The 21,938-nt window shown below is 72.5% G+C and carries 21 protein-coding genes; 12 read left to right on the top strand and 9 right to left on the bottom strand.

The features are described from left to right. Positions 1–85 precede the first annotated feature (85 nt). From sigE to AC5L3C_RS12460, 5 genes are all read left to right on the top strand, one after another. Positions 86–745, top strand: a complete 660-nt coding sequence (sigE, locus tag AC5L3C_RS12480) for an RNA polymerase sigma factor SigE (RefSeq protein WP_125510063.1) — start codon at positions 86–88, stop codon at positions 743–745. Beyond that, positions 742–1,644 carry an anti-sigma factor family protein gene (locus AC5L3C_RS12475; protein ID WP_493649059.1) on the top strand — a complete coding sequence of 301 codons (903 nt, stop codon included), beginning with the start codon at positions 742–744 and terminating at the stop codon, positions 1,642–1,644. Before sigE ends, AC5L3C_RS12475 begins: the two co-directional genes overlap by 4 nt. Positions 1,645–1,746: 102 nt before the next feature. Next, positions 1,747–3,783: a S1C family serine protease gene (locus AC5L3C_RS12470; RefSeq protein ID WP_493649058.1), complete on the top strand. Its 2,037-nt coding sequence runs from the start codon at positions 1,747–1,749 to the stop codon at positions 3,781–3,783. Between the two features lie 133 nt (positions 3,784–3,916). Next, a complete protein-coding gene (locus AC5L3C_RS12465) occupies positions 3,917–4,363 on the top strand; it encodes a sec-independent translocase (RefSeq protein WP_493649057.1) in 447 nt (148 codons plus the stop codon). 224 nt (positions 4,364–4,587) lie between these two features. Next, complete coding sequence (locus AC5L3C_RS12460; RefSeq protein ID WP_493649056.1) at positions 4,588–5,262, top strand: hypothetical protein; 675 nt, start codon at positions 4,588–4,590, stop codon at positions 5,260–5,262. A 180-nt stretch (positions 5,263–5,442) separates the two neighbouring features. Here AC5L3C_RS12460 and AC5L3C_RS12455 read toward each other — a convergent pair whose 3' ends face one another. Genes AC5L3C_RS12455 through AC5L3C_RS12445 form a run of 3 tightly spaced genes read right to left on the bottom strand, consistent with a single transcriptional unit; the run spans position 5,443 to position 8,501 of the window. After that, positions 5,443–6,576, bottom strand: a complete 1,134-nt coding sequence (locus tag AC5L3C_RS12455) for an Mrp/NBP35 family ATP-binding protein (protein ID WP_493649055.1) — start codon at positions 6,574–6,576, stop codon at positions 5,443–5,445. A 43-nt stretch (positions 6,577–6,619) separates the two neighbouring features. Further along, positions 6,620–7,228, bottom strand: a complete 609-nt coding sequence (locus tag AC5L3C_RS12450; protein ID WP_493649054.1) for a DUF1003 domain-containing protein — start codon at positions 7,226–7,228, stop codon at positions 6,620–6,622. After that, the gene (locus AC5L3C_RS12445) at positions 7,218–8,501 is read right to left on the bottom strand and encodes a magnesium transporter MgtE N-terminal domain-containing protein (RefSeq protein WP_493649053.1); all 1,284 of its coding nucleotides are present in this window, start codon (positions 8,499–8,501) and stop codon (positions 7,218–7,220) included. Before AC5L3C_RS12445 ends, AC5L3C_RS12450 begins: the two co-directional genes overlap by 11 nt. 214 nt (positions 8,502–8,715) lie before the next feature. Between AC5L3C_RS12445 and AC5L3C_RS12440 the strand changes: the two genes are divergently transcribed. Further along, positions 8,716–9,477: a hypothetical protein gene (locus AC5L3C_RS12440; RefSeq protein ID WP_493649052.1), complete on the top strand. Its 762-nt coding sequence runs from the start codon at positions 8,716–8,718 to the stop codon at positions 9,475–9,477. A gap of 14 nt (positions 9,478–9,491) precedes the next feature. Here the strand turns inward: AC5L3C_RS12440 and AC5L3C_RS12435 are convergent, their stop codons facing one another. Both AC5L3C_RS12435 and AC5L3C_RS12430 read right to left on the bottom strand, forming a co-directional pair. After that, positions 9,492–10,007: a hypothetical protein gene (locus tag AC5L3C_RS12435; RefSeq protein ID WP_493649051.1), complete on the bottom strand. Its 516-nt coding sequence runs from the start codon at positions 10,005–10,007 to the stop codon at positions 9,492–9,494. 23 nt (positions 10,008–10,030) lie between these two features. Next, positions 10,031–11,149, bottom strand: a complete 1,119-nt coding sequence (locus AC5L3C_RS12430; RefSeq protein ID WP_493649050.1) for a magnesium and cobalt transport protein CorA — start codon at positions 11,147–11,149, stop codon at positions 10,031–10,033. Positions 11,150–11,631: 482 nt separating this feature from the next. Here AC5L3C_RS12430 and AC5L3C_RS12425 point away from each other — a divergent pair, with 482 nt between their 5' ends. The 4 genes from AC5L3C_RS12425 (at position 11,632) to AC5L3C_RS12410 (ending at position 15,458) form a co-directional block, all read left to right on the top strand. Beyond that, a complete protein-coding gene (locus AC5L3C_RS12425; RefSeq protein ID WP_493649049.1) occupies positions 11,632–12,216 on the top strand; it encodes a suppressor of fused domain protein in 585 nt (194 codons plus the stop codon). Positions 12,217–12,341: 125 nt separating this feature from the next. After that, complete coding sequence (locus tag AC5L3C_RS12420) at positions 12,342–12,983, top strand: DUF6758 family protein (protein WP_493649048.1); 642 nt, start codon at positions 12,342–12,344, stop codon at positions 12,981–12,983. Between the two features lie 955 nt (positions 12,984–13,938). Beyond that, positions 13,939–14,796 (top strand): PHP domain-containing protein, encoded by an 858-nt coding sequence (locus AC5L3C_RS12415; protein ID WP_493649047.1) that lies wholly within the window; start codon positions 13,939–13,941, stop codon positions 14,794–14,796. A gap of 56 nt (positions 14,797–14,852) precedes the next feature. After that, a complete protein-coding gene (locus tag AC5L3C_RS12410; protein WP_125504361.1) occupies positions 14,853–15,458 on the top strand; it encodes a MarC family protein in 606 nt (201 codons plus the stop codon). A 116-nt stretch (positions 15,459–15,574) separates the two neighbouring features. Here the strand turns inward: AC5L3C_RS12410 and AC5L3C_RS12405 are convergent, their stop codons facing one another. Then, complete coding sequence (locus tag AC5L3C_RS12405) at positions 15,575–15,727, bottom strand: DUF8834 family protein (RefSeq protein WP_125504360.1); 153 nt, start codon at positions 15,725–15,727, stop codon at positions 15,575–15,577. Positions 15,728–15,946: 219 nt separating this feature from the next. Here AC5L3C_RS12405 and AC5L3C_RS12400 point away from each other — a divergent pair, with 219 nt between their 5' ends. Continuing rightward, entirely contained in the window at positions 15,947–16,849 is a 903-nt protein-coding gene (locus tag AC5L3C_RS12400) for an NYN domain-containing protein (RefSeq protein WP_493653844.1), read from the top strand. Here the strand turns inward: AC5L3C_RS12400 and AC5L3C_RS12395 are convergent. Continuing rightward, positions 16,846–17,715 (bottom strand): alpha/beta fold hydrolase, encoded by an 870-nt coding sequence (locus tag AC5L3C_RS12395; RefSeq protein ID WP_493649046.1) that lies wholly within the window; start codon positions 17,713–17,715, stop codon positions 16,846–16,848. The genes AC5L3C_RS12400 and AC5L3C_RS12395 overlap by 4 nt on opposite strands. A gap of 76 nt (positions 17,716–17,791) precedes the next feature. Then, the gene (locus AC5L3C_RS12390; protein WP_493649045.1) at positions 17,792–20,395 is read right to left on the bottom strand and encodes a DEAD/DEAH box helicase; all 2,604 of its coding nucleotides are present in this window, start codon (positions 20,393–20,395) and stop codon (positions 17,792–17,794) included. A 305-nt stretch (positions 20,396–20,700) separates the two neighbouring features. Here AC5L3C_RS12390 and AC5L3C_RS12385 point away from each other — a divergent pair, with 305 nt between their 5' ends. Continuing rightward, positions 20,701–21,456 (top strand): ferritin-like domain-containing protein, encoded by a 756-nt coding sequence (locus tag AC5L3C_RS12385; RefSeq protein ID WP_493649044.1) that lies wholly within the window; start codon positions 20,701–20,703, stop codon positions 21,454–21,456. A gap of 54 nt (positions 21,457–21,510) precedes the next feature. On the opposite strand, the gene AC5L3C_RS12380 is transcribed toward AC5L3C_RS12385, so the two are convergent. Then, on the bottom strand, positions 21,511–21,777 hold the full coding sequence (locus AC5L3C_RS12380) for a hypothetical protein (RefSeq protein WP_125504356.1): 267 nt from the start codon (positions 21,775–21,777) through the stop codon (positions 21,511–21,513). Between the last annotated feature and the right edge of the window lie 161 nt (positions 21,778–21,938).

The raw sequence follows: 21,938 nt of genomic DNA, 5'->3' as shown, positions 1-21,938 counted from the left end.
AGCCGACAGGGGAGGTGCGGCTGCACCTGTGGATCGCGGAGGAGTGCTGCGGCGCTTCCTCGGATCGGCGGGCAAGCCGAAATCCGTGAACGACACCGCTGCTGACCACCACCGCGCCGGCGACCCGGCCCAGACCGCGACCTTCTCCGGCGACGCGGACGGGCAGGCGTGGACTCCGCCCACCTGGGAGGAGATCGTCAGCATGCACAGCGGCCGGGTCTACCGGCTCGCCTACCGTCTCACGGGCAACCAGCACGACGCGGAGGACCTCACCCAGGAGGTCTTCGTCCGCGTCTTCCGCTCCTTGTCGACGTACACCCCGGGCACCTTCGAGGGGTGGCTGCACCGGATCACCACCAACCTCTTCCTGGACATGGTCCGCCGCAAGCAGCGGATCCGTTTCGACGCGCTGGGCGACGACGCGGCCGAGCGGCTGGCCAGCAAGGAGCCCACACCGCAGCAGGTCTTCAACGACGCGCACTTCGACGCGGACGTCCAGCAGGCCCTGGACACCCTCGCGCCGGAGTTCCGCGCCGCCGTCGTCCTGTGCGACATCGAGGGGCTCTCCTACGAGGAGATCGCGGCGACCCTGGGCGTCAAGCTCGGCACCGTCCGGTCCCGGATCCACCGCGGCCGTTCCCAGCTGCGCAAGGCCCTCGCGCACCGCTCGCCCCAGGCGCGTGCGGACCGCCGCTCCTTCATGCCGCGTGTCCCCGCACTGGGAGGAGGGGGCGCGAGCGCGTGAGCGGTTCACGGCCGAAGTCTTCCGAGGGACACCTCGCAGAGCAGCACCTGGGAGACCGACTCTCCGCCCTGGTGGACGGAGAGCTCGGTCATGACGCGCGTGAGCGCGTACTGGCGCACGTGGCCACCTGCGCGAAGTGCAAGGCGGAGGTGGACGCGCAGCGCACGTTGAAGAACGTCTTCGCCCAGGCGGCCCCGCCGCCGCCCTCCGAGAGCTTCCTGGCCCGCCTGCAAGGGCTGCCGGCCGGGGGCGACCTCGGCGACGGCGGCCCGCCGCTGGGCGGCTCAGGGCTGCCGGGCGGCCCGTCCGGCCGGTTCGGCACCGCCAGTGGCTTCGGGAACAGACGGGAGCGCTTCGAGTTCGCGTACGCGCCCGCGCGCCGGCCTGAGCCCCGGCCGGTGGCCGCGGCCGCCGGCCGGGGGTTCCCCGTGCACGACGTCAGCCGCCACGAGACCGACCGCCCGGCCTCGCGCGGGCTGCGGTTCGCGTTCGTCGCCGCCGGAGCGGTGTCGCTGGCCGCGATCGCCCTGGGCGGGGTCACCGCGACGGGGCCCGCCGACACCGAGGCGCGCGGTGGAAAGGGCAGCAATGTGACACCGGCGCGCTCGCAGGGCGCGGGTGCGACGACGGCGCCGGAATCGCGGCGCCGCGGGGTCGGGCCGCTGCTGGGCCAGGCGGGGCAGAGCACGCGGGACGACGCCCCCGTCGCGCCGGTGGGGGTGTCCGCACCGCTGCTGCCCGCCGTTCCGCCGCCCTCCGCGGGCGGTGCGGCGGCGGTGTCGCCGCTGATACGCCCGCCGGAATCCGCCCCGCCGCTCACCCTGACGGCGTGGGCCACCTCGGCCGGTTTCCGGGCCTCGGGCCTTGTCACCCCCACGCCCACCAGCACGTCCCGCTGACCTGTCCCCTGCGCAGGGGCGCGCGAACCTGATTGAATTCCAGGCGGCGCGCCCTCGCCCATACGGACGGGCGCCGAGCCAGTGTCCAGCTGTGGGGAGAGCATGAACAACGGGAAGCCGGGCCCACCGGGGGAAGAGCCGAGCACGCGCTCGGAGGTACCCGAGGGGGACTTCGAACTGGCCCGCCCAGCCCGGCCACCGGCCGCCACTCCCCAGGAGGGCGACTACGAACTGGCCCCCTCCCGCTCCACACCTCCCGGGACGTCGGCCCCCGGCACCGCCGCCACGGGCCCGTCGTCCGGCGAACGCGGCACCGCCACCGGTACGCCCGCCGCCCCGCCGCCCGGCGCGGACGACTCCGGCGCGGACGACTCCGGCGCGGACGACTCCGGCGCGCAGCGCCCGGCCGGTGCCGCCTCCGCCACGGCTGGGCCCGGTGCGGAGGGGCCCGTCGGCTCCGCTTCCGCCGCCTCCGGGGCCGGTGTTCCCGGGGTGTCTGAAGCCTCCGTGGCTTCGGCGCCCGGCGCGGAGGGACCGGACGCCGTCGCCACCGCTCCCGTCGGGGCCGGTGCCTCCGCTGGGTACGAGGCTTCTGCCGTCCCCGGGGCCGGCTCGGGCCCGCGCGATGGCGTCGCCGCCGACACCGACGGGTCCGGTGGGCCTGTCGTATCCGGTGCGCCCGCCGCCTCTGCCGTCCCCGCCGGGGAGCCGCAGGCGTCCGGTGGTGGGCAGGTGCGGCCGTTGCACGAGCCGGATGCCTACAGCACCCCGCCGTACGGGGAGCCGGGGCCCTGGGCGCCCGCGCCGCCCGTGCAGCACCCGGCGGGTACCCCCGCGCACGGGGTGCCGAGTGCCGTGCCTCCCGCGCCCGCCGCAGCCGGTGCCGTACCCCCCGTCCCCGCCCCGGCACAGCCCGACGTCGTGGACGTCACGCCCGTCGACCCCTGGGGGCGCTACGACCCCTGGGCGGTGCCGGCGGGAGCCGCGCCGTTGCAGCAGCCCGCGGGGGCGGACGGCAAGCCGCGCCGCAGAAGTGTGCGGCGGGCGATCGCCGGGGGTGCCCTGCTGCTCGCGCTGGTGTCCGGAGGCATCGGCGGCATCGTCGGCGCCTACCTGGAGCGCAACGGCGGCATCGGCACCGTGACCCTGCCCCAGGCGGGGAAGGAGGACGCCGCCCGCGACCCCGGCAGCGTCGCCGGGATCGCCGCCCGGGCGCTGCCCAGCGTCGTCACCCTGCACGTCAGCGGCTCCGGAGCGGCCGGCACCGGCACCGGCTTCGTGCTCGACGACCGCGGCCACATCCTCACCAACAACCACGTCGTCGAGCCCGCCGGGGACAACGGCGAGATCACCGTCACCTTCCACAGCGGCGACACCGCCCAGGCCACCGTCGTGGGCCGGGACAGCGGCTACGACCTCGCCGTGGTGAAGGTGAAGGGCGTGCGCGGGCTCTCCCCCCTGCCGCTGGGCAACTCCGACAACGTGCGCGTCGGCGACCCCGTCGTCGCCATCGGCGCCCCCTTCGACCTGGCCGGCACGGTCACATCCGGCATCATCAGCGCCCGGGAGCGCCCCATCACCGCGGGCGGCGAGAAGGGCGACGGCAGCGACGTGTCCTACGTCGACGCCCTGCAGACCGACGCGCCGATCAACCCCGGCAACTCCGGCGGACCCCTGCTCGACGCCCGGGCCCGGGTGATCGGCATCAACTCCGCCATCCGCTCCGCCGGCGACGGCGCGGACCTCGACGGCGGGCAGGCCGGTTCCATAGGGCTCGGCTTCGCCATCCCGATCAACCAGGGCAAGCGCGTCGCCGAGGAGCTGATCAACAACGGGAAGGCCACCCACCCCGTGATCGGCATCACCCTCGACATGAATTACAGCGGCGACGGCGCCCGTGTCGCCGTCAAGGGCAACGACGGCGGACCGCCGGTCAGCACCGGAGGCCCCGGTGAGAAGGCCGGGATCGAGCCCGGCGACGTCATCACCGAGGTCGACGGCACCCGCGTCCACTCCGGCGAGGAGCTCATCGTCAAGACCCGCGCCCACCGCCCCGGCGACCGCCTGAAGCTCACCATCGAGCGGGACGGGAAGGAGCGGACGGTGTCGCTGGTGCTGGGCTCCTCGGACGGCGGCTGAGCGGCATGCGGGTGCCCGGGACAGTACCGGTCGTACGGGATGGACGGGTACCGTGGATCCGGCCCGGACCACGGAGGACCACAGGCGGCCGGTACCGAGGGCCGAGGACCGAAGGCATCGCGAGGAGCTTCAGGTGTTCAATGACATAGGACCGCTCGAGCTGGTGACGCTCATCGTCCTCGCCGTGCTCGTCTTCGGTCCGGAGAAGCTGCCCAAGGTCATCCAGGACGTGACCCGCACGATCCGGAAGATCAGGGACTTCTCGGAGAGCGCCAAGCAGGACATCCGCCAGGAACTCGGCCCGGAGTTCAAGGACTTCGACTTCGAGGACCTCAACCCCAAGACGTTCATCCGCAAGCAGCTGGACAACGACGACCTGGGGCTGAAGGAGATCCGCAACGGCTTCGACCTGAAGAAGGAGATGGCCGAGGTCGCGGACGCCGTCCACGGCCGCGACACGGAACCGCCCACGCCCACGCCCTCGCCCTCTCCCTCGTCCGGCGGCCGCGTCGACATGACGAAGAAGCCGGAGATCCCCGCGGCCGACGACCGTCCGCCCTTCGACGCCGACGCCACCTGAGCCCCGGCGCGGGGGCGTACGCCCCCGCGCACGTGACGCGTTTCATACTCCACCCGGCCCCCGTACGGCCCGATACGGCCCTCCGCGCGACCCACGCGCCGGGCGGTTTCCCAGCCTGTGCCCACAGGGTGGCTATGCTGCCGAGTTGTTGTGCGGAACGGACGAGTACGCCCGAAGGGGGGCGGGCCGCCCGGTCCGACGAGAGCGAGGAGGCGTCCGGGCACATGGAGACGACGAGTTCGGCAGTCGCGCAGGCGCCGGCCGCGGAGGACGGACAACAGGTCCCCTCCGCCCGGCGTACCGTCGACGGCTACCTGCGCGCGCCCTTCCCGTGGTACGGCCTGGACGAGGCCTTCACGGGACCGCGCTGGCTGATGCAGGTCGGACTGGCGGCCGACGGGGCCGTCGAACACGGATCGGTCGGGCACGGCGACGAGCCCTCCGTGCGCAGCGAATTCGCGGCCGGGTCCGACCAGGACGCCAAGGAGAAGTTCGCGGTCGTGGTGACCGTGGCCGCCAACCCGGTCCGCCGCAGCGCCGACGGCACCGGTCTGCTGGAGGCCACCTCGGTCTCCTCCGCCGCCTGGCTCGCCGGTGTGGGGCTGCTCTCCTTCACCTGGCCCGGCCAGATGGACCACACCTTGCGCGACGACTGGCTGGAGCAGCAGACGGAGACGGCCTGGGTCCTCGCCGACGACCTGGACGGCGCGGACTGGTCGACGCTGTCCCTGCCGGTGGACGGCGTGCCGACGCCGTTCCACTACCGGGAGTCCGAGTTCGGCTGGGTGCTCGCCGGCTCCACCGAGGCGGGCGTGCACGTGGGGGCGTACGGACGGGGCATGAGCGCGTACGGGCTCGGCTTCGCGGTGGTCAAGGACATCACGGCCTACGAGGCCTGAGCGGCCTACGAGGCCTGAGCGGCCTACGAGGCCTGAGCGGCCTACGAGGCCTGAGCGGCCTACGAGGCCTGAGCGGCCTACGAGGCCTGAGCGGCCTACGAGGCCCGAGCGGCGTACGCATGTGGGTGAGGGCGCCGTCCGCACGGGACGGCGCCCTCACCTTGACCAGGGGCCGACCGCTCAGAACTTGTTGCGCGGCGTGATGCCCAGCGACATGCCCGCCAGCCCCCGCTGCCGTCCGCCCAGCTTGCCCGCGATCGAACGCAGCGCCGAGCCCGCCGGGGACTCCGGGTCGGACAGGACCACGGGCCGGCCCTCGTCGCCGCCCTCGCGCAGCCGGACGTCGATCGGGATGGCGCCGAGCACCGGGACCGTCGCACCGGTCGTCCGGGTCAGGCCGTCGGCGACCGACTGGCCGCCGCCCGTGCCGAAGACGTCGACCATCTCGCCGCAGTGCGGGCAGGGCAGCCCGGACATGTTCTCGACCACGCCGACGATCTTCTGATGCGTCTGCACGGCGATCGACCCGGCCCGCTCGGCCACCTCGGCCGCCGCCTGCTGGGGCGTGGTGACGACCAGGATCTCGGCGTTCGGCACCAGCTGGGCCACGGAGATCGCGATGTCGCCGGTGCCGGGCGGCAGGTCGAGGAGCAGCACGTCCAGGTCGCCCCAGTACACGTCCGCGAGGAACTGCTGGAGCGCGCGGTGCAGCATCGGGCCGCGCCACACCACCGGCGCGTTGCCCGGGGTGAACATGCCGATGGAGATGACCTTCACGCCGTTCGCCGACGGCGGCATGATCATGTTCTCGACCTGGGTGGGACGTCCGTCGGCGCCCAGCATGCGCGGGACGGAGTGGCCGTAGATGTCGGCGTCCACGACACCGACCTTCAGCCCGTCGGCCGCCATCGCCGCCGCCAGGTTCACCGTCACCGACGACTTGCCGACGCCGCCCTTGCCGGAGGCGACCGCGTACACCCGGGTCAGGCTGCCCGGCTTGGCGAAGGGCACCTCGCGCTCGGCCTGGCCGCCGCGCAGGGCGTTCGCCAGCTCCTTGCGCTGCTCGTCGCTCATGACGTCCAGCGTGACGTCGACCCGGGTGACACCGTCGACCCGGGAGACCGCGTCCGTCACGCGCTGCGTGATGGTGTCCCGCATGGGGCAGCCGGAGACCGTCAGGTACACGGTGACCGCGACCGCACCGTCCGCACCGATCTCCACCGATTTGACCATCCCCAGCTCGGTGATGGGCCGGTTGATCTCGGGGTCGTTCACCGTCGCCAGTGCTTCGCGCACCGCGTCTTCCGTAGCCATAAGGACGATGGTACGGCGCCGGGTACACCCGCCGGTAAGGACGTCAGCGGTCTTCTGCGTCACGTCCCGGCGGCCGTTCCGCCCGCATGGCCGGGAATGCCCCGTGATGGTCTTTGTGCCCGTTGTGGCGTCCCTCCAGCTCCTTGACCACGTCCTGCAGCTCGGAGCGGATCCAGTCCCGGGTGGCCACCTCCCCGAGCCCGATGCGCAGCGCGGCGATCTCCCGGGTCAGATACTCGGTGTCCGCGATCGACCGCTCGTTCTGCTTGCGGTCCTGCTCCAGGTTCACCCGGTCGCGGTCGTCCTGCCGGTTCTGCGCCAGCAGGATCAGCGGGGCGGCGTAGGAGGCCTGCAGGGACAGCGCCAGCGTCAGGAAGATGAACGGGTACTCGTCGAAGCGCAGCGACTGCGGCATGGACACGTTCCACAGCACCCACAGGATGATGACGACCGTCATCCAGACCAGGAACCGCCCGGTGCCGATGAAGCGCGCGATCCGCTCCGACAGCCGCCCGAAGGCGTCCGGGTCCCACTCGGGCAGGAGGCGGCGCCGGGGCGGCCGCGGCTGGTCCAGCCGGGGTGCGCGGGGGCGCCCGGCGGCGGTGGCCCCGACCGGCACCCGCTCGCGTGCGCCGTCGCGCTCAGGAGCCATCGGGCGCCACCTCCTCGCCGAGGTGGAACTCGTTCTCCCGCCAGTCGTCCGGGAGCATGTGGTCGAGCACGTCGTCCACGGTCACCGCGCCCAGCAGCGACCCCGCCTCGTCGACCACGGGCGCCGCCACCATGTCGTACGTGGCGAAGAACCCGGCGACCACGGGCAGCGCCGCGTCCGGCTCCAGCGGCTGAAGATCGTCGTCCAGCATCGAACCGACCAGCGTGTACGGGGGGTCGCGCAGCAGCCGCTGGAAGTGCACGGTGCCCAGGTACTTGCCCGTCGGCGTCTCCTCGGGCGGGCGGCACACGTAGATCTGCGCGGCGTGCGCGGGGGAGAGGTCGGGCTCGCGGATCCGGGCCAGGGCGTCGGCGACGGTCGCGTCGGGCCGCAGCACGATGGGCTCGGTCGTCATCAGCCCGCCCGCCGTGTGCTCCTCGTACGACATCAGGCGCCGCATGTCGGCCGCGTCGGCGGGCTGCATCAGGCTCAGCAGCCGCTCCTTGTCCGCCTCCGGCAGCTCACCGAGCAGGTCGGCCGCGTCGTCGGGGTCCATCGCCTCCAGCACGTCGGCGGCCCGCTCCTCCGCCAGCACGCCCAGGACCTCGATCTGGTCGTCCTCGGGCAGCTCCTCCAGCACGTCGGCGAGCCGGTCGTCGTCGAGCGCGGCGGCCACCTCGGCGCGCCGCTTGGGGGAGAGGTGGTGCAGCACATTGGCGAGGTCGGCCGGGCGCAGCTGCTCGAAGGTGGCGAGCAGGTTCTCGGCGCCCTGCGCGTCCTCCTCCAGCGAGAACCCGGTCACCGCGGACCACTCGACGGTCAGCGTCTCCCCCTTGCCGCGCCGGAACGCCCCGCCCTTCTTCCCCTTGCGCACGAAGACCCGGTCGATCTCCCACTCGCGGCGGGCCGGCAGCTGGTGCACCGACAGATCGAGGACGGTGACCTCCTCGCCGGTCTCCACCAGCGTCACCCGGCGGTCCAGGAGCTCGCCGAAGACGAGCCGCTCGGTGGGCCGCTGCTCGAAGCGCCGCACATTGAGCACCCCGGTCGTGATCACCTGGCCGGCCTGCACGGCGGTCACCCGGTTCATGGGCAGGAAGATGCGCCGCCGCGTGGAGAGTTCGACGACCATGCCCAGCAGCCTCGGCGGACGCCGGCCGGGCCGCAGGATGACCACCAGATCGCGCACGCGCCCCACCTGGTCGCCCGCCGGATCGAAGACGGCGACACCGGAGAGATGGGAGACGAAGAACCGGGGGGCACCGGCTGCCATGGCGGCGGCTCCTTTGCGTGCGGGGCTTTCGTTGCCGTGTACTGCCTGCTGCGTTCGTTATCCGGATTGCCCGCTCGGGTGGGCTTCAGGCTAGCCCGTCCCAATCGGCCGTGCGCCCGCGGCCGGTCCGGACGGACCGGCTCCGCCCGGCTCCCTGGGCCCCGGTACTCTGCGGTACGCCGATCAGGTCCCCCGTCAGAGAGGCAGCCCACCTGTGACTTCGATCTCCCAGGGCCGTTCCCGCAGGGCCGTGCTGGCCGGCGCCGCGTGCGCACTGCTCGTCGCGGGAACGGCGCTCACGGGATGTTCCGAGGATCCGAACGAGGGCACCAACGGTGTCGGGAAACTGCCCGCCGACCAGATCCAGAGCAGAGCCCAGCAGGCCGCCGAGTCGGTCGGCACGGTGCGGCTGCACGGCACCGTCGTCACCAGCGGACGCACCTACACGCTGGACATGCGGCTGAAGGAGAAGGGTGGCATCGGCTCGGTCACCACCAAGGGGGAGACGTTTCGCCTGCTGCGGATCGACGACGAGCTGTATCTGAAGGCCGGTGCCGAGTTCTGGGGGCGGGGGAGCGGCGAGGAGGGCAAGGACGGCGGCAAGGCGGACACGGCGGCGGCTGGCAAACTCGCCGAGAAGTATGTGAAGGTGCCGCAGGGCGATCCGTCGTACAAGAAGTTCATCGGATTCACCGATAAGAGTGTGCTGCTCAGCGGTCTGCTGACCCTGCACGGCGAACTGGCCACCGACGGCCACCACGAGCAGTCCGGCCTGCGCACCATCCGCGTCACCGGCGAGCAGGGCTCCGGCGGCACCCTGGACGTCTCGCTCGAGGGCAAGCCCTACCCGGTGCGCCTGGTGCGGGCCGGGAAGGCCGGCACCCTCACCTTCTCGGACTGGGGCACCGACTTCCCCCTGAAGAAGCCGGCCAAGGACGAGACCCTCGACTACGGCAAGCAGCTCCCGACGTCGTAGGGCCCGCCCCCTCGCTAGCGCTTGTGCCGCTTCTTCTTCAGCAGCAGCTTCGGCAGCCCCGCGGGGACCGGCCGCCGCGTGGTCACCGGGGTCGGCAGCGGGGCCTCGGCCAGCGAGCCGTCGGGGAGCGGTGCGAGGGCGCCGGTCGGCTCCAGGCGCAGCACCCGGCACTCGCGGGCCCAGCGCTCCGGCATCGTCTCGGCGTCCGGGGCGTTGAGCCGCTTGCCCTTGAGCTCGGCGACGGCCGCCTCCCAGGCCTCGGAGCCCGGCGGCAGCTCCGCCACCGTCGCGGACCAGGAGACCAGCCGGCCGCCCTTGTCCTTGCTGCGCACGGTGACCTCGGCCGGCCCGCCGTCGGACAGCCCCGGCAGCGGCTGCTCCCCGGGCCCGTCGCCGATCACGCACGCGGCGCCCTCGTGCCACACGTGCCACAGCGCGCGGGCCGGGACCCCGGGCCCCTTGACCCAGATGAGGCCGGACTTCTTCGTGGCCTCCTCGATGAGGGCCCGGTCGAGCAGCTCGCTTGTCATGGCGCCCAGCCTATCCAGGCCCCTCAGAGCCACCCGTTGCGCTTGAGCGTCCGGTGGATGCCCAGACAGATGGCCACCGTGACACCGAGGACCAGCGGGTAGCCGTACCGCCAGTGCGTCTCGGGCATGTGGTCGAAGTTCATCCCGTACACCCCGCAGACCATCGTCGGCACGGCGATGATGGCGGCCCACGAGGTGATCTTCCGCATGTCCTCGTTCTGCGCCACGGAGGCCTGGGCGAGGTTGGCCTGGAGGATGGAGTTCAGCAGTTCGTCGAAGCCGACGACCTGCTCCTGCACCCGGGCGACGTGGTCGGCCACGTCCCGGAAGTACTTCTGGATGTCCGGGTCGATCAGCCGCATCGGCCGCTCGCTCAGCAGCTGCATCGGCCGCAGCAGCGGTGCCACGGCCCGCTTGAACTCCAGCACCTCGCGCTTGAGCTGGTAGATCTGCCCGGCGTCCGTGCCGCGCGGCGTCCCTTTGCGGCCCGGCGAGAAGACCTGCGTCTCGACCTCGTCGATGTCGTCCTGCACCGCGTCGGCGACCGCGATGTAGCCGTCCACCACATGGTCGGCGATGGCGTGCAGCACGGCCGAGGGGCCCTTGGCCAGCAGCTCGGGGTCGTCCTGGAGACGGTGCCTGAGGGCCCGCAGCGAGCCCTGTCCGCCGTGCCGGACGGTGATGAAGAAGTCCCGTCCGGTGAAGCACATCACCTCGCCGGTCCGCACGACCTCGCTGCTGGCGGTGAGCCGGTCGTGGTCGACGTAGTGGATGGTCTTGAACACCGTGAACAGGGAGTCGTCGTAGCGCTCCAGCTTGGGCCGCTGATGGGCCTGGACGGCGTCCTCCACGGCCAGCGGGTGCAGCCCGAACTCCGCGGCGATTCCGGCGAATTCGGCCTCGTTCGGCTCGTGCAGACCGATCCAGACGAAGCCCCCGTCGCGACGCACCAGGCGCATCGCCTCCTGGGGGGTGAGCTGGCCCTCGGTCTCCAGGCGCCGGCCGTCGCGGTAGATGGCGCAGTCGACGACGGCGGTGGCCGTCACGGGGTCACGGACGGTGTCGTACGTGCCGCTCTCCTTGCGCAGGGAGATGCGGGAGGCGGGGCGGACCACGGCGCGCAGGTCGCGGATCATCGACATGGCGGGCTCCTTCGCATTCACGCAACGAAAGGCGCCGGGGCGACGGGTGGAACAACCCGGAATGAGGACGTCCTGGACTGCGGATGTTTGGCACGTCCACAAAGCGGGGAGCACCGCACCGTCGCGGTGGCGAGCTTCGTCGCTGATACAGCTACTGGGGCAGATCAGGCAGAACGAAACGAAGTGCTCTTCCGATGAAGACGCGCGGGCGAAAGGCGGTAGCCAGACAGGGAGCAGCTACATCAGCGGGCGGAAGAGCGGGTGATACTGCACGGTCGACTTCGGTCCATGCGAGCCTCACCTCCTCCGGCCGGTCCCTCGTGAGGGACGATCCACCATCCCCGTGAGCGGGGAGGGACACACCAGGCGTCCGGGCCACGGGACGCTGCCGCGTGCTGCCCGAACCGCCGACCAAGCGTATCAGCCGACTGGCATGTCAAGGCTCTGCTTTGCCCGGTACTGACGAGTTCTATGCTCGCCGCATGGCTGATGTTCTTCCTCTGGTCGAGGCCCGGTTGCGTACGGCACTGGGCGAACCGGACGCGCGCGCGGCGGTCACCTTCCTGGGCACGGACCGCATCGAGGTGCTGCGCTTCCACGAGGGCGACATCGTGCGCTACGCCACGCTCGGCATGTCCGCGCAGCCCATGGCCGACCCCACGGCGGTGATCGCGGACCAGGTCAAGGGTCCGCGCGCCGAGCTGGTGCTCTCGGTGCGCTCCGGTGTCGCCGACACCGACAAGGCGCTCCGCCCGCTCGCCGTACTCGCCGCCTCCCCGCAGGTCGAGGGCGTGGTCGTGGCCCCCAACGCCTCCCTCGACGTGGGCGAACCGCTGTGGCCCGGGGCCCCGTTCACCTCGGTGCTGGTGGGCGAGCCGGGCGGGCTGGTGGAGGACCTGGAGCTGGACGAGCCCCTGGACCCCGTGCGGTTCCTGCCGCTGCTGCCGATGACCCCGAACGAGGCGGCCTGGAAGCGCGTGCACGGCGCCCAGGCCCTCCAGGAGCGCTGGCTGAACCGGGGCACGGACCTTCGGGACCCGCTGCGCGGGTCGGTCGCCCTGGACTGAGCCGTCCGGCCGGTCCCCTGGCCGGAACTTGCCGGTGTGAACATCCTGCTCGTTCGACAAGATGACTGCGCCGGGCGGGTGATCGTCCTTGACGGGACGCGGCGGAGCTAGGACCGTGGGGCTCTATGAGGGGCGAACCCAGTTGCCCGAAGTGCGGTGGCCGGGTCAGGGCTCCCGGCCTCTTCTCGGATGCCTGGCAGTGCGATGTACACGGCACCGTGCACCCGGTGCAGCCCGTGATACCGCCGAGCGTCGAGGCTCTCGAAGTCATCGTGCACCGTACGAAGGTGCCGTTGTGGATGCCGTGGCCGCTGCCTGTGGGCTGGCTCTTCACGGGGGTGGCCTGCGCGGGCGACGACCGCAGCGGAGGCCGGGCGACGGCCGTCGCGTGCACCGGTCCCGGACCGCTGGGCGGAATGGGTGAGCTGATCCTGGTCGCCGAGGAGCTCGGCGTCGGCCTCGGCGCGCGGTACGCGGGCCTCGACGGACCGGACCCGGGGCCGTACATGAACGTCGAGAAGCCACCGCAGGCCAAGGTGCTGGCCGCCGGCCGCCCGACCCCGCTCTGGCATGTCCCCAAGACACCGGACGACCGGGCCGTGTTCGCGGGCGAGGCGCTCGGCATGTGGCTGTGGGCGGTGGTGTGGCCGGAGCAGTCCGGCCTGCTGATGTACGACGAACTGGTCCTCACCGACCTCCGGGACGCGGGCGCGGAGGTGGAACTGGTCCCGTGCGGCGCCCTGTCCCCACGTCTGCTGGAGGCGTAGGGGCGACGGGGACGCGGCCGACGGGGCGCCGGCGGGAGGCGCACGGCCGGGGGACCGAGTGGGGTGCACGGCATGGCGCCGGTGGGGAACGCCTGGCTGGCCTTCGGCGGGTGGCGCACGGGCGGTCGCCGGTAGGGGCGGCGGCGGTGACGCCTGGCGGGTGGACGGCGGGTGGCCTACGGCGGTCGTCGGTATATCGCGCGGCGGGTCGTCGGCGGGTGGCGCACGGCTGGGTGCCGGCAGGGGCGCGTGCCGGCCTTCGGCGGGAGGCGCGCGTGGCGGGCCGTCGGCGGGCGATGCTGGGTCGCCGGTAGGCGCGCGTGGCTGGTCGCAGGGGGAGACGCGCGGCGGGTCATCGGCAGGGGTGCCTGGGCGGGTGTCGGCGGGAGGCGCACGGTGAGGGCGCTGGAGAGGTGCACGGGATGGGCGTCGGTGGGGCGCCGGTGCGGGCGGCTGGCTTGGCGCCGGCGGGAGGCGCACGGCCGGGGGACCGAGTGGGGTGCACGGCATGGCGCCGGTGGGGAACGCCTGGCCGGCCTTCGGCGGGAGGCGCACGGGCGGTCGCCGGTAGGTGCGGCGGCGGGTGACGCGGGTTGGGGGCGGCGGGACATGCGTGGCGGGTCGCTGGCCGAGGCGCGTGCCTGGTCTTCGGTGGGCGATGCGTGGCGGGTCGCAGGGGGGAGCCGTGCGGCCGGTCATGGGCAGACATGCCTGGCTGGGGGCAGGGGGCGGCGAGTGGCGGGGTGTTGGTACGGGGTGCGGGGCCGGTCTTCGGTGAGGTGCGTGGCAGGGCGTTGGTGTGGGGTCAGTCTTTGGCGGGACGCGGTGTGGCGGTGCCGCCGGCCGGCTGGGGGCGTAGGGGGCGTATGGTCCGTTCGGGTGTGACCGTGGGGGGCGAAAATCCGGTTATCCTGGAGCGTCCCCTTCCGTCCGTCACCGCTTGGAGTAACGCGTCGTGCGCATCGATCTGCACACCCACTCCACCGCGTCCGACGGTACGGACACGCCGGCCGAGCTGGTCCGCAAGGCCGCCGCGTCCGGTCTCGACGTCGTGGCGCTGACCGACCACGACACCACGCGCGGACACGCCGAGGCGCTGTCCGTCCTGCCGGCGGGGCTCACGCTGGTCACCGGCGCCGAACTCTCCTGCCGGCTCGACGGCATCAGCATGCACATGCTGGCCTACCTGTTCGACCCCGAGGAGCCCGAACTGCTCGCCGAGCGCGAACTGGTCCGGGACGACCGGGTGCCGCGGGCCCATGGCATGATCGCCAAGCTGAACGACCTGGGCGTGCCGGTCACCTGGGAGCAGGTGGCGCGCATCGCCGGCGACGGCTCGGTGGGCCGCCCGCACGTGGCGACCGCGCTCGTCGAACTGGGCGTGGTGCCGAGCGTGAGCGACGCCTTCACCCCGCAGTGGCTCGCCGACGGCGGCCGCGCCTACGTGGAGAAGCACGAGACCGACCCCTTCGAGGCCGTGCGGCTTATCAAGAACGCGGGCGGCGTCTGCGTCTTCGCCCACCCCGCCGCGAGCAAACGGGGCAGGACCGTGCCGGAGTCCGCGATCGCCCGGCTCGCCGAGGCCGGACTCGACGGCATCGAGGTCGACCACATGGACCACGACCCCGAGACCCGGGCGCGGCTGCGCGGCCTGGCGAAGGAACTGGGGCTCCTGGTCACCGGGTCCAGCGACTACCACGGCAGCCGCAAGTCCTGCGTCCTCGGCGAGTTCATGACGGACCCCGAGGTGTACGGCGAGATCACGCGGCGCGCGACCGGGGCGTTCCCGGTACCGGGGGCCGGCGGAGTCTGAGGCCCGCCCTCTCGCCCTCTCCGCCCCCGTTCCGTTCGTTCCCCGGCAAGGCTGTCATGCTCGACGTCGCCGTCTTCGGCTCTCTCTTTCTGACCCTTTTTGTCATCATGGATCCCCCTGGGATCACCCCGATCTTCCTCGCTCTGACCGCCGGCCGCCCGGCGAAGGCGCAGAAGCGGATGGCGTTCCAGGCCGTCTGCGTGGCCGGCGGTGTGATCACCGTGTTCGGGCTGCTCGGCCACCAGATCCTCGCCTATCTCCATGTGTCCGTGCCCGCCCTGATGATCGCGGGCGGGCTGCTCCTCCTGCTGATCGCGCTGGACCTGCTCACCGGCAAGACCGACGAGCCGCAGCAGACCAAGGACGTCAACGTCGCCCTGGTTCCGCTGGGCATGCCGCTGCTGGCGGGGCCGGGGGCGATCGTGTCCGTCATCCTCGCCGTTCAGAAGGCCGACGGCGTCACCGGCCAGGTCTCGGTGTGGGCGGCGATCCTCGCCATCCACGTCGTGCTCTGGCTGGTCATGAGGTACTCCCTGCTGATCATCCGGGTCATCAAGGACGGCGGAGTGGTCCTGGTGACACGGCTGGCGGGCATGATGCTCTCCGCCATCGCCGTGCAGCAGATCATCAACGGCGTGACCCAGGTGATCCAGGGCGGCTGACCATCCCGGCCGTCCCCGTGGGCACGGCGGAGCCCCCGTACCGAGGGCGGTACGGGGGCTCCGAAGCGTGCGGGCCGGGACCTGGCCCGGGTGGCCGGTGTCCCGTGCGTCCGGCGTTATGAGGCCGAGGTCTCGGCCGGCCGGATCCACAGGCGCTGCCCGATGGCGGCGGCCTGCTGAACGATGCGGTTGACGGAGGCGGCGTCCACGACGGTCGTGTCCACGGGCGTGCCGTCGACGTCGTCGAGTCGCATGATTTCGAAGCGCACAGGCTTCTCCCTTCGTCTGGTCATCCTCCTGAAGGAGAACTACTCGGTGGTCGGCCCCCGGGCCAGTCGAGCCCGCGGTCCCTGACGAGGTCAACGGGATGCGCCATACAAACATTCCCTACGCTAAAGAAATTTTTCGATCGACTAAATACTCACGAGTAAGGGTTTCGAAGGAGACCGACCGGGACCGGTTGTGTTCGTAGCGTGACCACCGGGACAATGGAAGCGATGAACGAAGACCTCGCGGCCCTGCACGCCCGCATCGATCTCACGAACGAGTTGCTCCAGCGCATGCTCGCCGAGGTGGCGAAGACACCCTCGACTCATGCGATCTTCGTCGACGCCGGCTATCTGTACGCCGCCGCGGGGCGCCTGGTGGCCGGGACGGAGGACCGCAGGGCCTTCGACCTCGACGCCGAGGGACTCATCGACGCGCTCATCGACCGGGCCCGCACCGTCTTCGCCGACAGCAGGCTGCTGCGCGTCTACTGGTACGACGGCGCCCGGCGCCGCATCCACACCGCCGAGCAGCAGACCATCGCCGAACTCCCCGACGTCAAGGTCCGCCTCGGCAACCTCAACGCCAACAACCAGCAGAAGGGCGTCGACTCCCTGATCCGCACCGATCTGGAGTCCCTGGCCCGGCACCGGGCCATCAGCGACGCCGCCCTCCTCGGCGGCGACGAGGACCTCGTCTCCGCGGTCGAGGCGGCCCAGGGATACGGCGCCCGGGTCCACCTCTGGGGCATCGAGGCGCCCGAGGGCCGCAACCAGGCGGAGCCGCTGCTCTGGGAGGTCGACAGCCAGCGCACCCTCGACCTCGACTTCTTCAAGCCGTACGTCTCCCGGCGCACGGCACCGGCGTACGAGACCACCACGGGCCGGCCCACCCGCGAGGACGTCCGGTTCGTCGGCGCCCAGATCGCCGCGAAATGGCTGGTCGCACGCGGCCGGGAGGCCATGGTGGAGCTGCTCCCCGGTCACCCCTATCTGCCCGGCTCCGTCGACCAGGACCTGCTGGTCGAGGCGGAGGGCCTCCTGCAGTACTCCCTGCGCGGCCAGGCGGACCTGCGCCGCGTCCTGCGCGACGGCTTCTGGGACCACCTCCAGGGGCAGTACTAGGAGACCGCCCCGGCGGGAGGCAGGCCGTCCCAGAAGCCGGCGAGCGCGCGGGCGGTCGGTGCGGGCCGGTCGGCGGCGGGCGAGTGCTCGGCCCCTTCGATGACGGTGCGGTGCGCCCCCAGCCGCCGGGCCATCTCGTCGAGGTCGGGTACCGGCCAGGTGTCGTCGCGTTCACCGGACAGGACGTGGAACGGGAGCGGCACGGCGGCCAGTTCGTCCACCCGGTCCGGCTCGCTGCACAACTGGCGGCCGGTGGCGAGCAGTTGCGCCGGCTTCGTGCCCAGCCAGCGGTTACGCAGCAGTTCCGGACCGCCGATCCCGCGGGCCGGTCCGCCCACCTCCTCCGGCGGCCCCATGGCCAGGATCGCCTGCCAGCACTCCGCCATCGACATCACCGCGAGCGCGTCCCGCAGCAGCTTCACCCGCTGCTCCTGGGAGACGGAGAGCCGGCCGGGGCCGGAGGACATGAGCGTGAGGGAACGGAAGGGGGTGTAGTCCAGGATGACGGCGGCACGGGCGATCTGACCGCCGAGCGAGTGTCCGACCAGGTGCACGGGCGTACCGAGCGCCTCCGCCTGCGCGAGCACGTCCCGCGCCAACTCCTCCTGCGCGTACGCCGACTCGTCGTCCGCGGGGCCGTCCGACTCGTACTGCCCCCGCCCGTCCACGGCGACCGTGCGGTATCCGCGCGCGGCGAGGGGCTCCTGGATCAGCGCGAAGTCCTCCTTGCTGCCGGTGTACCCGGGCAGCAGCAGGGCGACGCCCCGGGGAGTGGCACCGGGGGCGGTCGGCACATCCACGGCGGCGAACTCGCCGCGGGGGGTGCGGAGTCGGCGGGCACGGGCGGAGGTGGGGTGGCCGGTCACAGGGTGAGCGTAATGGCTGCGGACACGCCGACGGCCCGGCCCCCGGGTGGGGGACCGGGCCGTCGGCGTGAGTGCCTCAGCCCTCCGCGGGCTCCACGGCGGCCGTGGCCTTGCGGGTCCGGCGTGCCTTGGGCTTCGCCTCGTCGGCTCCTTCCGCCTCGGCCTGCTTGGCGGCGGTCTTGCGGGTCCGTCGCGGCTTGGCTTCGGCGGCTTCGGCCTCGGGCTCCTGCGTGGTCTGCGCCGGGATGTCGGCGGTGGCCTTGCGGGTGCGCCGGGGTTTGGTCTCGACGGTTTCGGCGGTGTCGACGGCGACCTCGGCCTTCTTGGCGGCGGTCTTGCGGGTCCGTCGCGGCCTGGCTTCGGCGGTCTCGGCCTCGGGCTCCTGCGTGGTCTGCGCCGGGATATCGGCGGTGGCCTTGCGGGTGCGCCGGGGCTTGGTCTCGACGGCTTCGGCGGTGTCGACGGCCGCTTCGGCCTTCTTGGCGGCGGTCTTCCGGGTGCGGCGCGGCTTGGTCTCCGCGGCCTCGGTGGCTTCGACGGTGTCGGCCACCTTGGTGGCGTCGGCCGGGGTCTCGGCCTTGGCGGCGGTCTTCCGGGTGCGGCGCGGCTTGGTCTCCGTGACCTCGGTGGCTTCGACGGTGTCGGCCACCTTGGTGGCGTCGGCCGGGGTCTCGGCCTTGGCGGCGGTCTTCCGGGTGCGGCGCGGCTTGGTCTCCGTGACCTCGGTGGCTTCGACGGTGTCGGCCACCTTGGTCGCGTCGGCCGGGGTCTCGGCCTTGGCGGCAGCCTTGCGCGTGCGGCGGCGCGGCTCCGTGGCCGGGGCGGCCTCGGGCTCCGCGACGACCGGCGCGGCCGCGGCGGGCTCCTCGACCGGCGACTCGGTCACGACGGCCGCCGTGTCCACCGCCGCCTTCTCCGCCGACCTGCGGGTCCTGCGGCGGCGCGGCTTCGCGGGGGTTTCGGCGGTCTCAGCGGTGGTGTCCACCGCCGGGCCCTCCGCCGTGCCGACGGCGGACTCCGCCGTGGACTCCGCGGCGGGCGCCGTGGCCGTCGAGGGCGCGTCCGCCAGGACCCCGCCGCGCATCCGGCGACGCCGACGCGGAGTGCGGACGGCGGTGTCGACGGCCTCCGCCTCCCCGGCGCCTCCGGCGGCGGGGCTCGCGGGCTGCTGTGCCGCCTCGTCCAGCGGCGCACCGCCACGCGTGCGGCGGCGGCGTCGCGGCGTACGGGTGGTGGTCTCGCGCGTGGTGGTCTCGCGCTCCGCGCGGGAGTCACCGCGCCGGCCACCACGGCCGCGCGGCCCTCCGCGGCCGCCCGTCTCGCCCAGGTCCTCCAGCTCCTCCGCGTCCAGCCCGGCGCGCGTGCGCTCCGAGCGCGGCAGGATGCCCTTCGTGCCCTCGGGGATGCCCAGGTCCGAGAACAGGTGCGGGGAGGTGGAGTACGTCTCCGGCGGGTCGCCGAAACCGAGGTCCAGCGCCTTGTTGATCAGCTGCCAGCGCGGGATGTCGTCCCAGTCGACCAGTGTGATCGCCGTACCCTTCGCGCCCGCGCGGCCGGTACGGCCGATGCGGTGCAGGTACGTCTTCTCGTCCTCGGGGGACTGGTAGTTGATGACGTGCGTGACGCCCTCGACGTCGATGCCGCGCGCGGCGACGTCCGTGCAGACCAGCACGTCCACCTTGCCGTTGCGGAACGCGCGCAGCGCCTGCTCGCGCGCGCCCTGGCCGAGGTCGCCGTGGACCGCGCCGGAGGCGAAGCCGCGCTGCTTGAGCTGGTCGGCGAGATCGGCGGCGGTGCGCTTGGTGCGGCAGAAGACCATGACCAGGCCACGGCCGTCGGCCTGCAGTATCCGCGCGACCATCTCGGGCTTGTCCATGTTGTGCGCGCGGTAGACGAACTGCGTGGTGTTCGCGACCGTCGCGCCCTCGTCGTCCGGGGTCGTGGCGCGGATGTGCGTCGGCTGCGACATGTAGCGCCGGGCCAGACCGATCACGGCGCCCGGCATCGTGGCCGAGAACAGCATGGTCTGCCGCTTGACCGGGAGGAAGCCGATGATCTTCTCGACGTCGGGCAGGAAGCCCAGGTCGAGCATCTCGTCGGCCTCGTCGAGGACGAGCGCCCGCACATGCTTCAGGTTCAGCTTCTTCTGCCCGGCGAGGTCGAGCAGCCGGCCCGGGGTGCCGACGACCACGTCGACGCCCTTCTTCAGCGCCTCGACCTGGGGCTCGTAGGCCCGGCCGCCGTAGATGGCGGTGACGCGCACATTGCGCACCTTGCCGGCGGTGAGAAGATCGTTGGTGACCTGGGTGCACAGCTCACGCGTGGGGACGACGACCAGCGCCTGCGGCGCGTCGGTGAGGTCCTCGGGCTTCGCCCGGCCGGCCTCCACGTCCGCGGGAACGGTGACACGCTCGAGGAGCGGAAGGCCGAAACCCAGCGTCTTGCCGGTGCCGGTCTTGGCCTGGCCGATGACATCCGTGCCCGTCAGGGCCACGGGGAGCGTCATCTCCTGGATGGGGAAGGGAGTGATGATGCCGACGGCCTCGAGGGCCTCGGCGGTCTCGGGAAGGATCCCGAGCTCTCGGAACGTCGTAGTCAGGGTGCTGCCTCTTCTGTGTACGCGGTGCGAGGCGAACGCGGGGGGTCGTGTAGGGACCGTGCCGGGGACGTCGGCTGCCATACGGGCGGAGCCGTAGAACACGGGACCACTGCCCACGCTCGAGCGTTCGTACCGCTGAGGTGTCCCTCCGGATTCCGTACGCACTGTGGCGGACGGCTGGAGGGCTGTCGGGTCGGAGCCGATCGGGCCACCGACCGGGCATCCTCATACATACGGCCTGTCGAGTACGTCAGAGTGCTCAGCAGGCGCATTACCACCATACCCCGGATTCGCGCACATGCCATGGCCGATTTGGACACGTAGTCGTCGTCACACTGATTGACCAGGGACTTCCGGTGCGTGGAGAGCGGGCTATTGTGCGCTTCATGACGAGCTCTGACAAGCCTGAGAACGCCGCGGACGCCCCCGACACCTCCGCCGGACACACCGGCGTCGCCGCCATGGACTGGGCGGCCGCCTCCGCCGACCCCCAGTACCGTGCCGCCGTCGTGGATCTGCTCGGGGCGCTCGCGTACGGGGAGCTGGCGGCGTTCGAGCGGCTCGCGGAGGACGCCAAGCTGGCGCCCACGCTGGCGGACAAGGCCGAGCTGGCGAAGATGGCCTCCGCCGAGTTCCACCACTTCGAGCGGCTGCGTGACCGGCTCGCCGAGATCGGTGAGGAGCCGACGCTCGCCATGGAGCCCTTCGTCGCCGCCTACGACGGCTTCCACAAGCAGACGGCTCCCTCCGACTGGCTGGAGGGCCTGGTCAAGGCCTATGTCGGCGACTCCATCGCCAGCGACTTCTACCGGGAGGTCGCGGCCCGGCTCGACTCCGACACCCGCGCCCTGGTGCTGGCCGTGCTCGACGACACGGGGCACGGCGGCTTCGCCGTGGAGAAGGTGCGCGCGGCGATCGACGCGGACCCGCGCGTGGGCGGGCGGCTCGCGCTGTGGGCGCGGCGGCTGATGGGTGAGGCGCTGTCGCAGTCCCAGCGGGTGGTCGCCGACCGGGACGCGCTGTCGACGATGCTCGTGGGCGGTGTCGCGGACGGATTCGACCTCGCCGAGGTCGGCAAGATGTTCTCCCGGATCACCGAGGCGCACACCAAGCGGATGGCGGCTCTGGGGCTGGCGGCCTGACGGACGGGCGCAGCGCCCGCCCGGTTCAGTCCCTCCGTGACCGGCGGCGGCCGGTCAGGCGGTCGCCGACCGGCGGCGCAGTCTTCCCGCCGGGCGCAGCAGCAGCGACAGCGAGGCCACGGAGACGATCACCGCCCCGAGCAGGACCGTCGGCAGACTGCCGCCCAGCGAGCTCTTCATGACGAACGCGCCGAACAGGGCTCCGGCCACACCGGTCGGCAGGACCAGGGCGGCGGCGGGAAGCCGATGCGACAGGCGGTGATACGCCGCCCACGCCAGAGCCAGGCCGAGGATGGCGGAGCTGAGCGCTTCCAAGAGCATGTCGGGGTCCCTCCCACATGGCCGGGCTGCTCACATCGGTCCTAGCCCGTCTTACCCCTGACCTGCAAAATCCAATCCACCTGTGTGAAGGATCGGTGCGCCATTCGTGAGGGGACGCGAACGGGCCACGGGAACGCGGTCGGCCCCGTGGGTGACGCCCG

Source organism: Streptomyces speibonae, from assembly GCF_984686075.1.
The sequence above is the reverse complement of the archived record's forward strand: the minus strand, read 5'-3'. Positions and strand labels throughout refer to the sequence as shown.

Bases quoted from the DNA above. Each gene is read 5' to 3' on its own strand.
- AC5L3C_RS12445 (WP_493649053.1), bottom strand. From the start codon at position 8,501: ATGGCAGCCGGTGCCCCCCGGTTCTTCGTCTCCCATCTCTCCGGTGTC.
- AC5L3C_RS12460 (WP_493649056.1), top strand. From the start codon at position 4,588: ATGGAGACGACGAGTTCGGCAGTCGCGCAGGCGCCGGCCGCGGAGGAC.
- AC5L3C_RS12390 (WP_493649045.1), bottom strand. From the start codon at position 20,395: ATGGCAGCCGACGTCCCCGGCACGGTCCCTACACGACCCCCCGCGTTC.
- AC5L3C_RS12470 (WP_493649058.1), top strand. From the start codon at position 1,747: ATGAACAACGGGAAGCCGGGCCCACCGGGGGAAGAGCCGAGCACGCGC.
- AC5L3C_RS12410 (WP_125504361.1), top strand. From the start codon at position 14,853: ATGCTCGACGTCGCCGTCTTCGGCTCTCTCTTTCTGACCCTTTTTGTC.
- AC5L3C_RS12425 (WP_493649049.1), top strand. From the start codon at position 11,632: ATGGCTGATGTTCTTCCTCTGGTCGAGGCCCGGTTGCGTACGGCACTG.
- AC5L3C_RS12435 (WP_493649051.1), bottom strand. From the start codon at position 10,007: ATGACAAGCGAGCTGCTCGACCGGGCCCTCATCGAGGAGGCCACGAAG.
- AC5L3C_RS12385 (WP_493649044.1), top strand. From the start codon at position 20,701: ATGACGAGCTCTGACAAGCCTGAGAACGCCGCGGACGCCCCCGACACC.
- AC5L3C_RS12455 (WP_493649055.1), bottom strand. From the start codon at position 6,576: ATGGCTACGGAAGACGCGGTGCGCGAAGCACTGGCGACGGTGAACGAC.
- AC5L3C_RS12450 (WP_493649054.1), bottom strand. From the start codon at position 7,228: ATGGCTCCTGAGCGCGACGGCGCACGCGAGCGGGTGCCGGTCGGGGCC.
- AC5L3C_RS12380 (WP_125504356.1), bottom strand. From the start codon at position 21,777: ATGCTCTTGGAAGCGCTCAGCTCCGCCATCCTCGGCCTGGCTCTGGCG.
- AC5L3C_RS12400 (WP_493653844.1), top strand. From the start codon at position 15,947: ATGGAAGCGATGAACGAAGACCTCGCGGCCCTGCACGCCCGCATCGAT.
- AC5L3C_RS12430 (WP_493649050.1), bottom strand. From the start codon at position 11,149: ATGTCGATGATCCGCGACCTGCGCGCCGTGGTCCGCCCCGCCTCCCGC.
- AC5L3C_RS12420 (WP_493649048.1), top strand. From the start codon at position 12,342: ATGAGGGGCGAACCCAGTTGCCCGAAGTGCGGTGGCCGGGTCAGGGCT.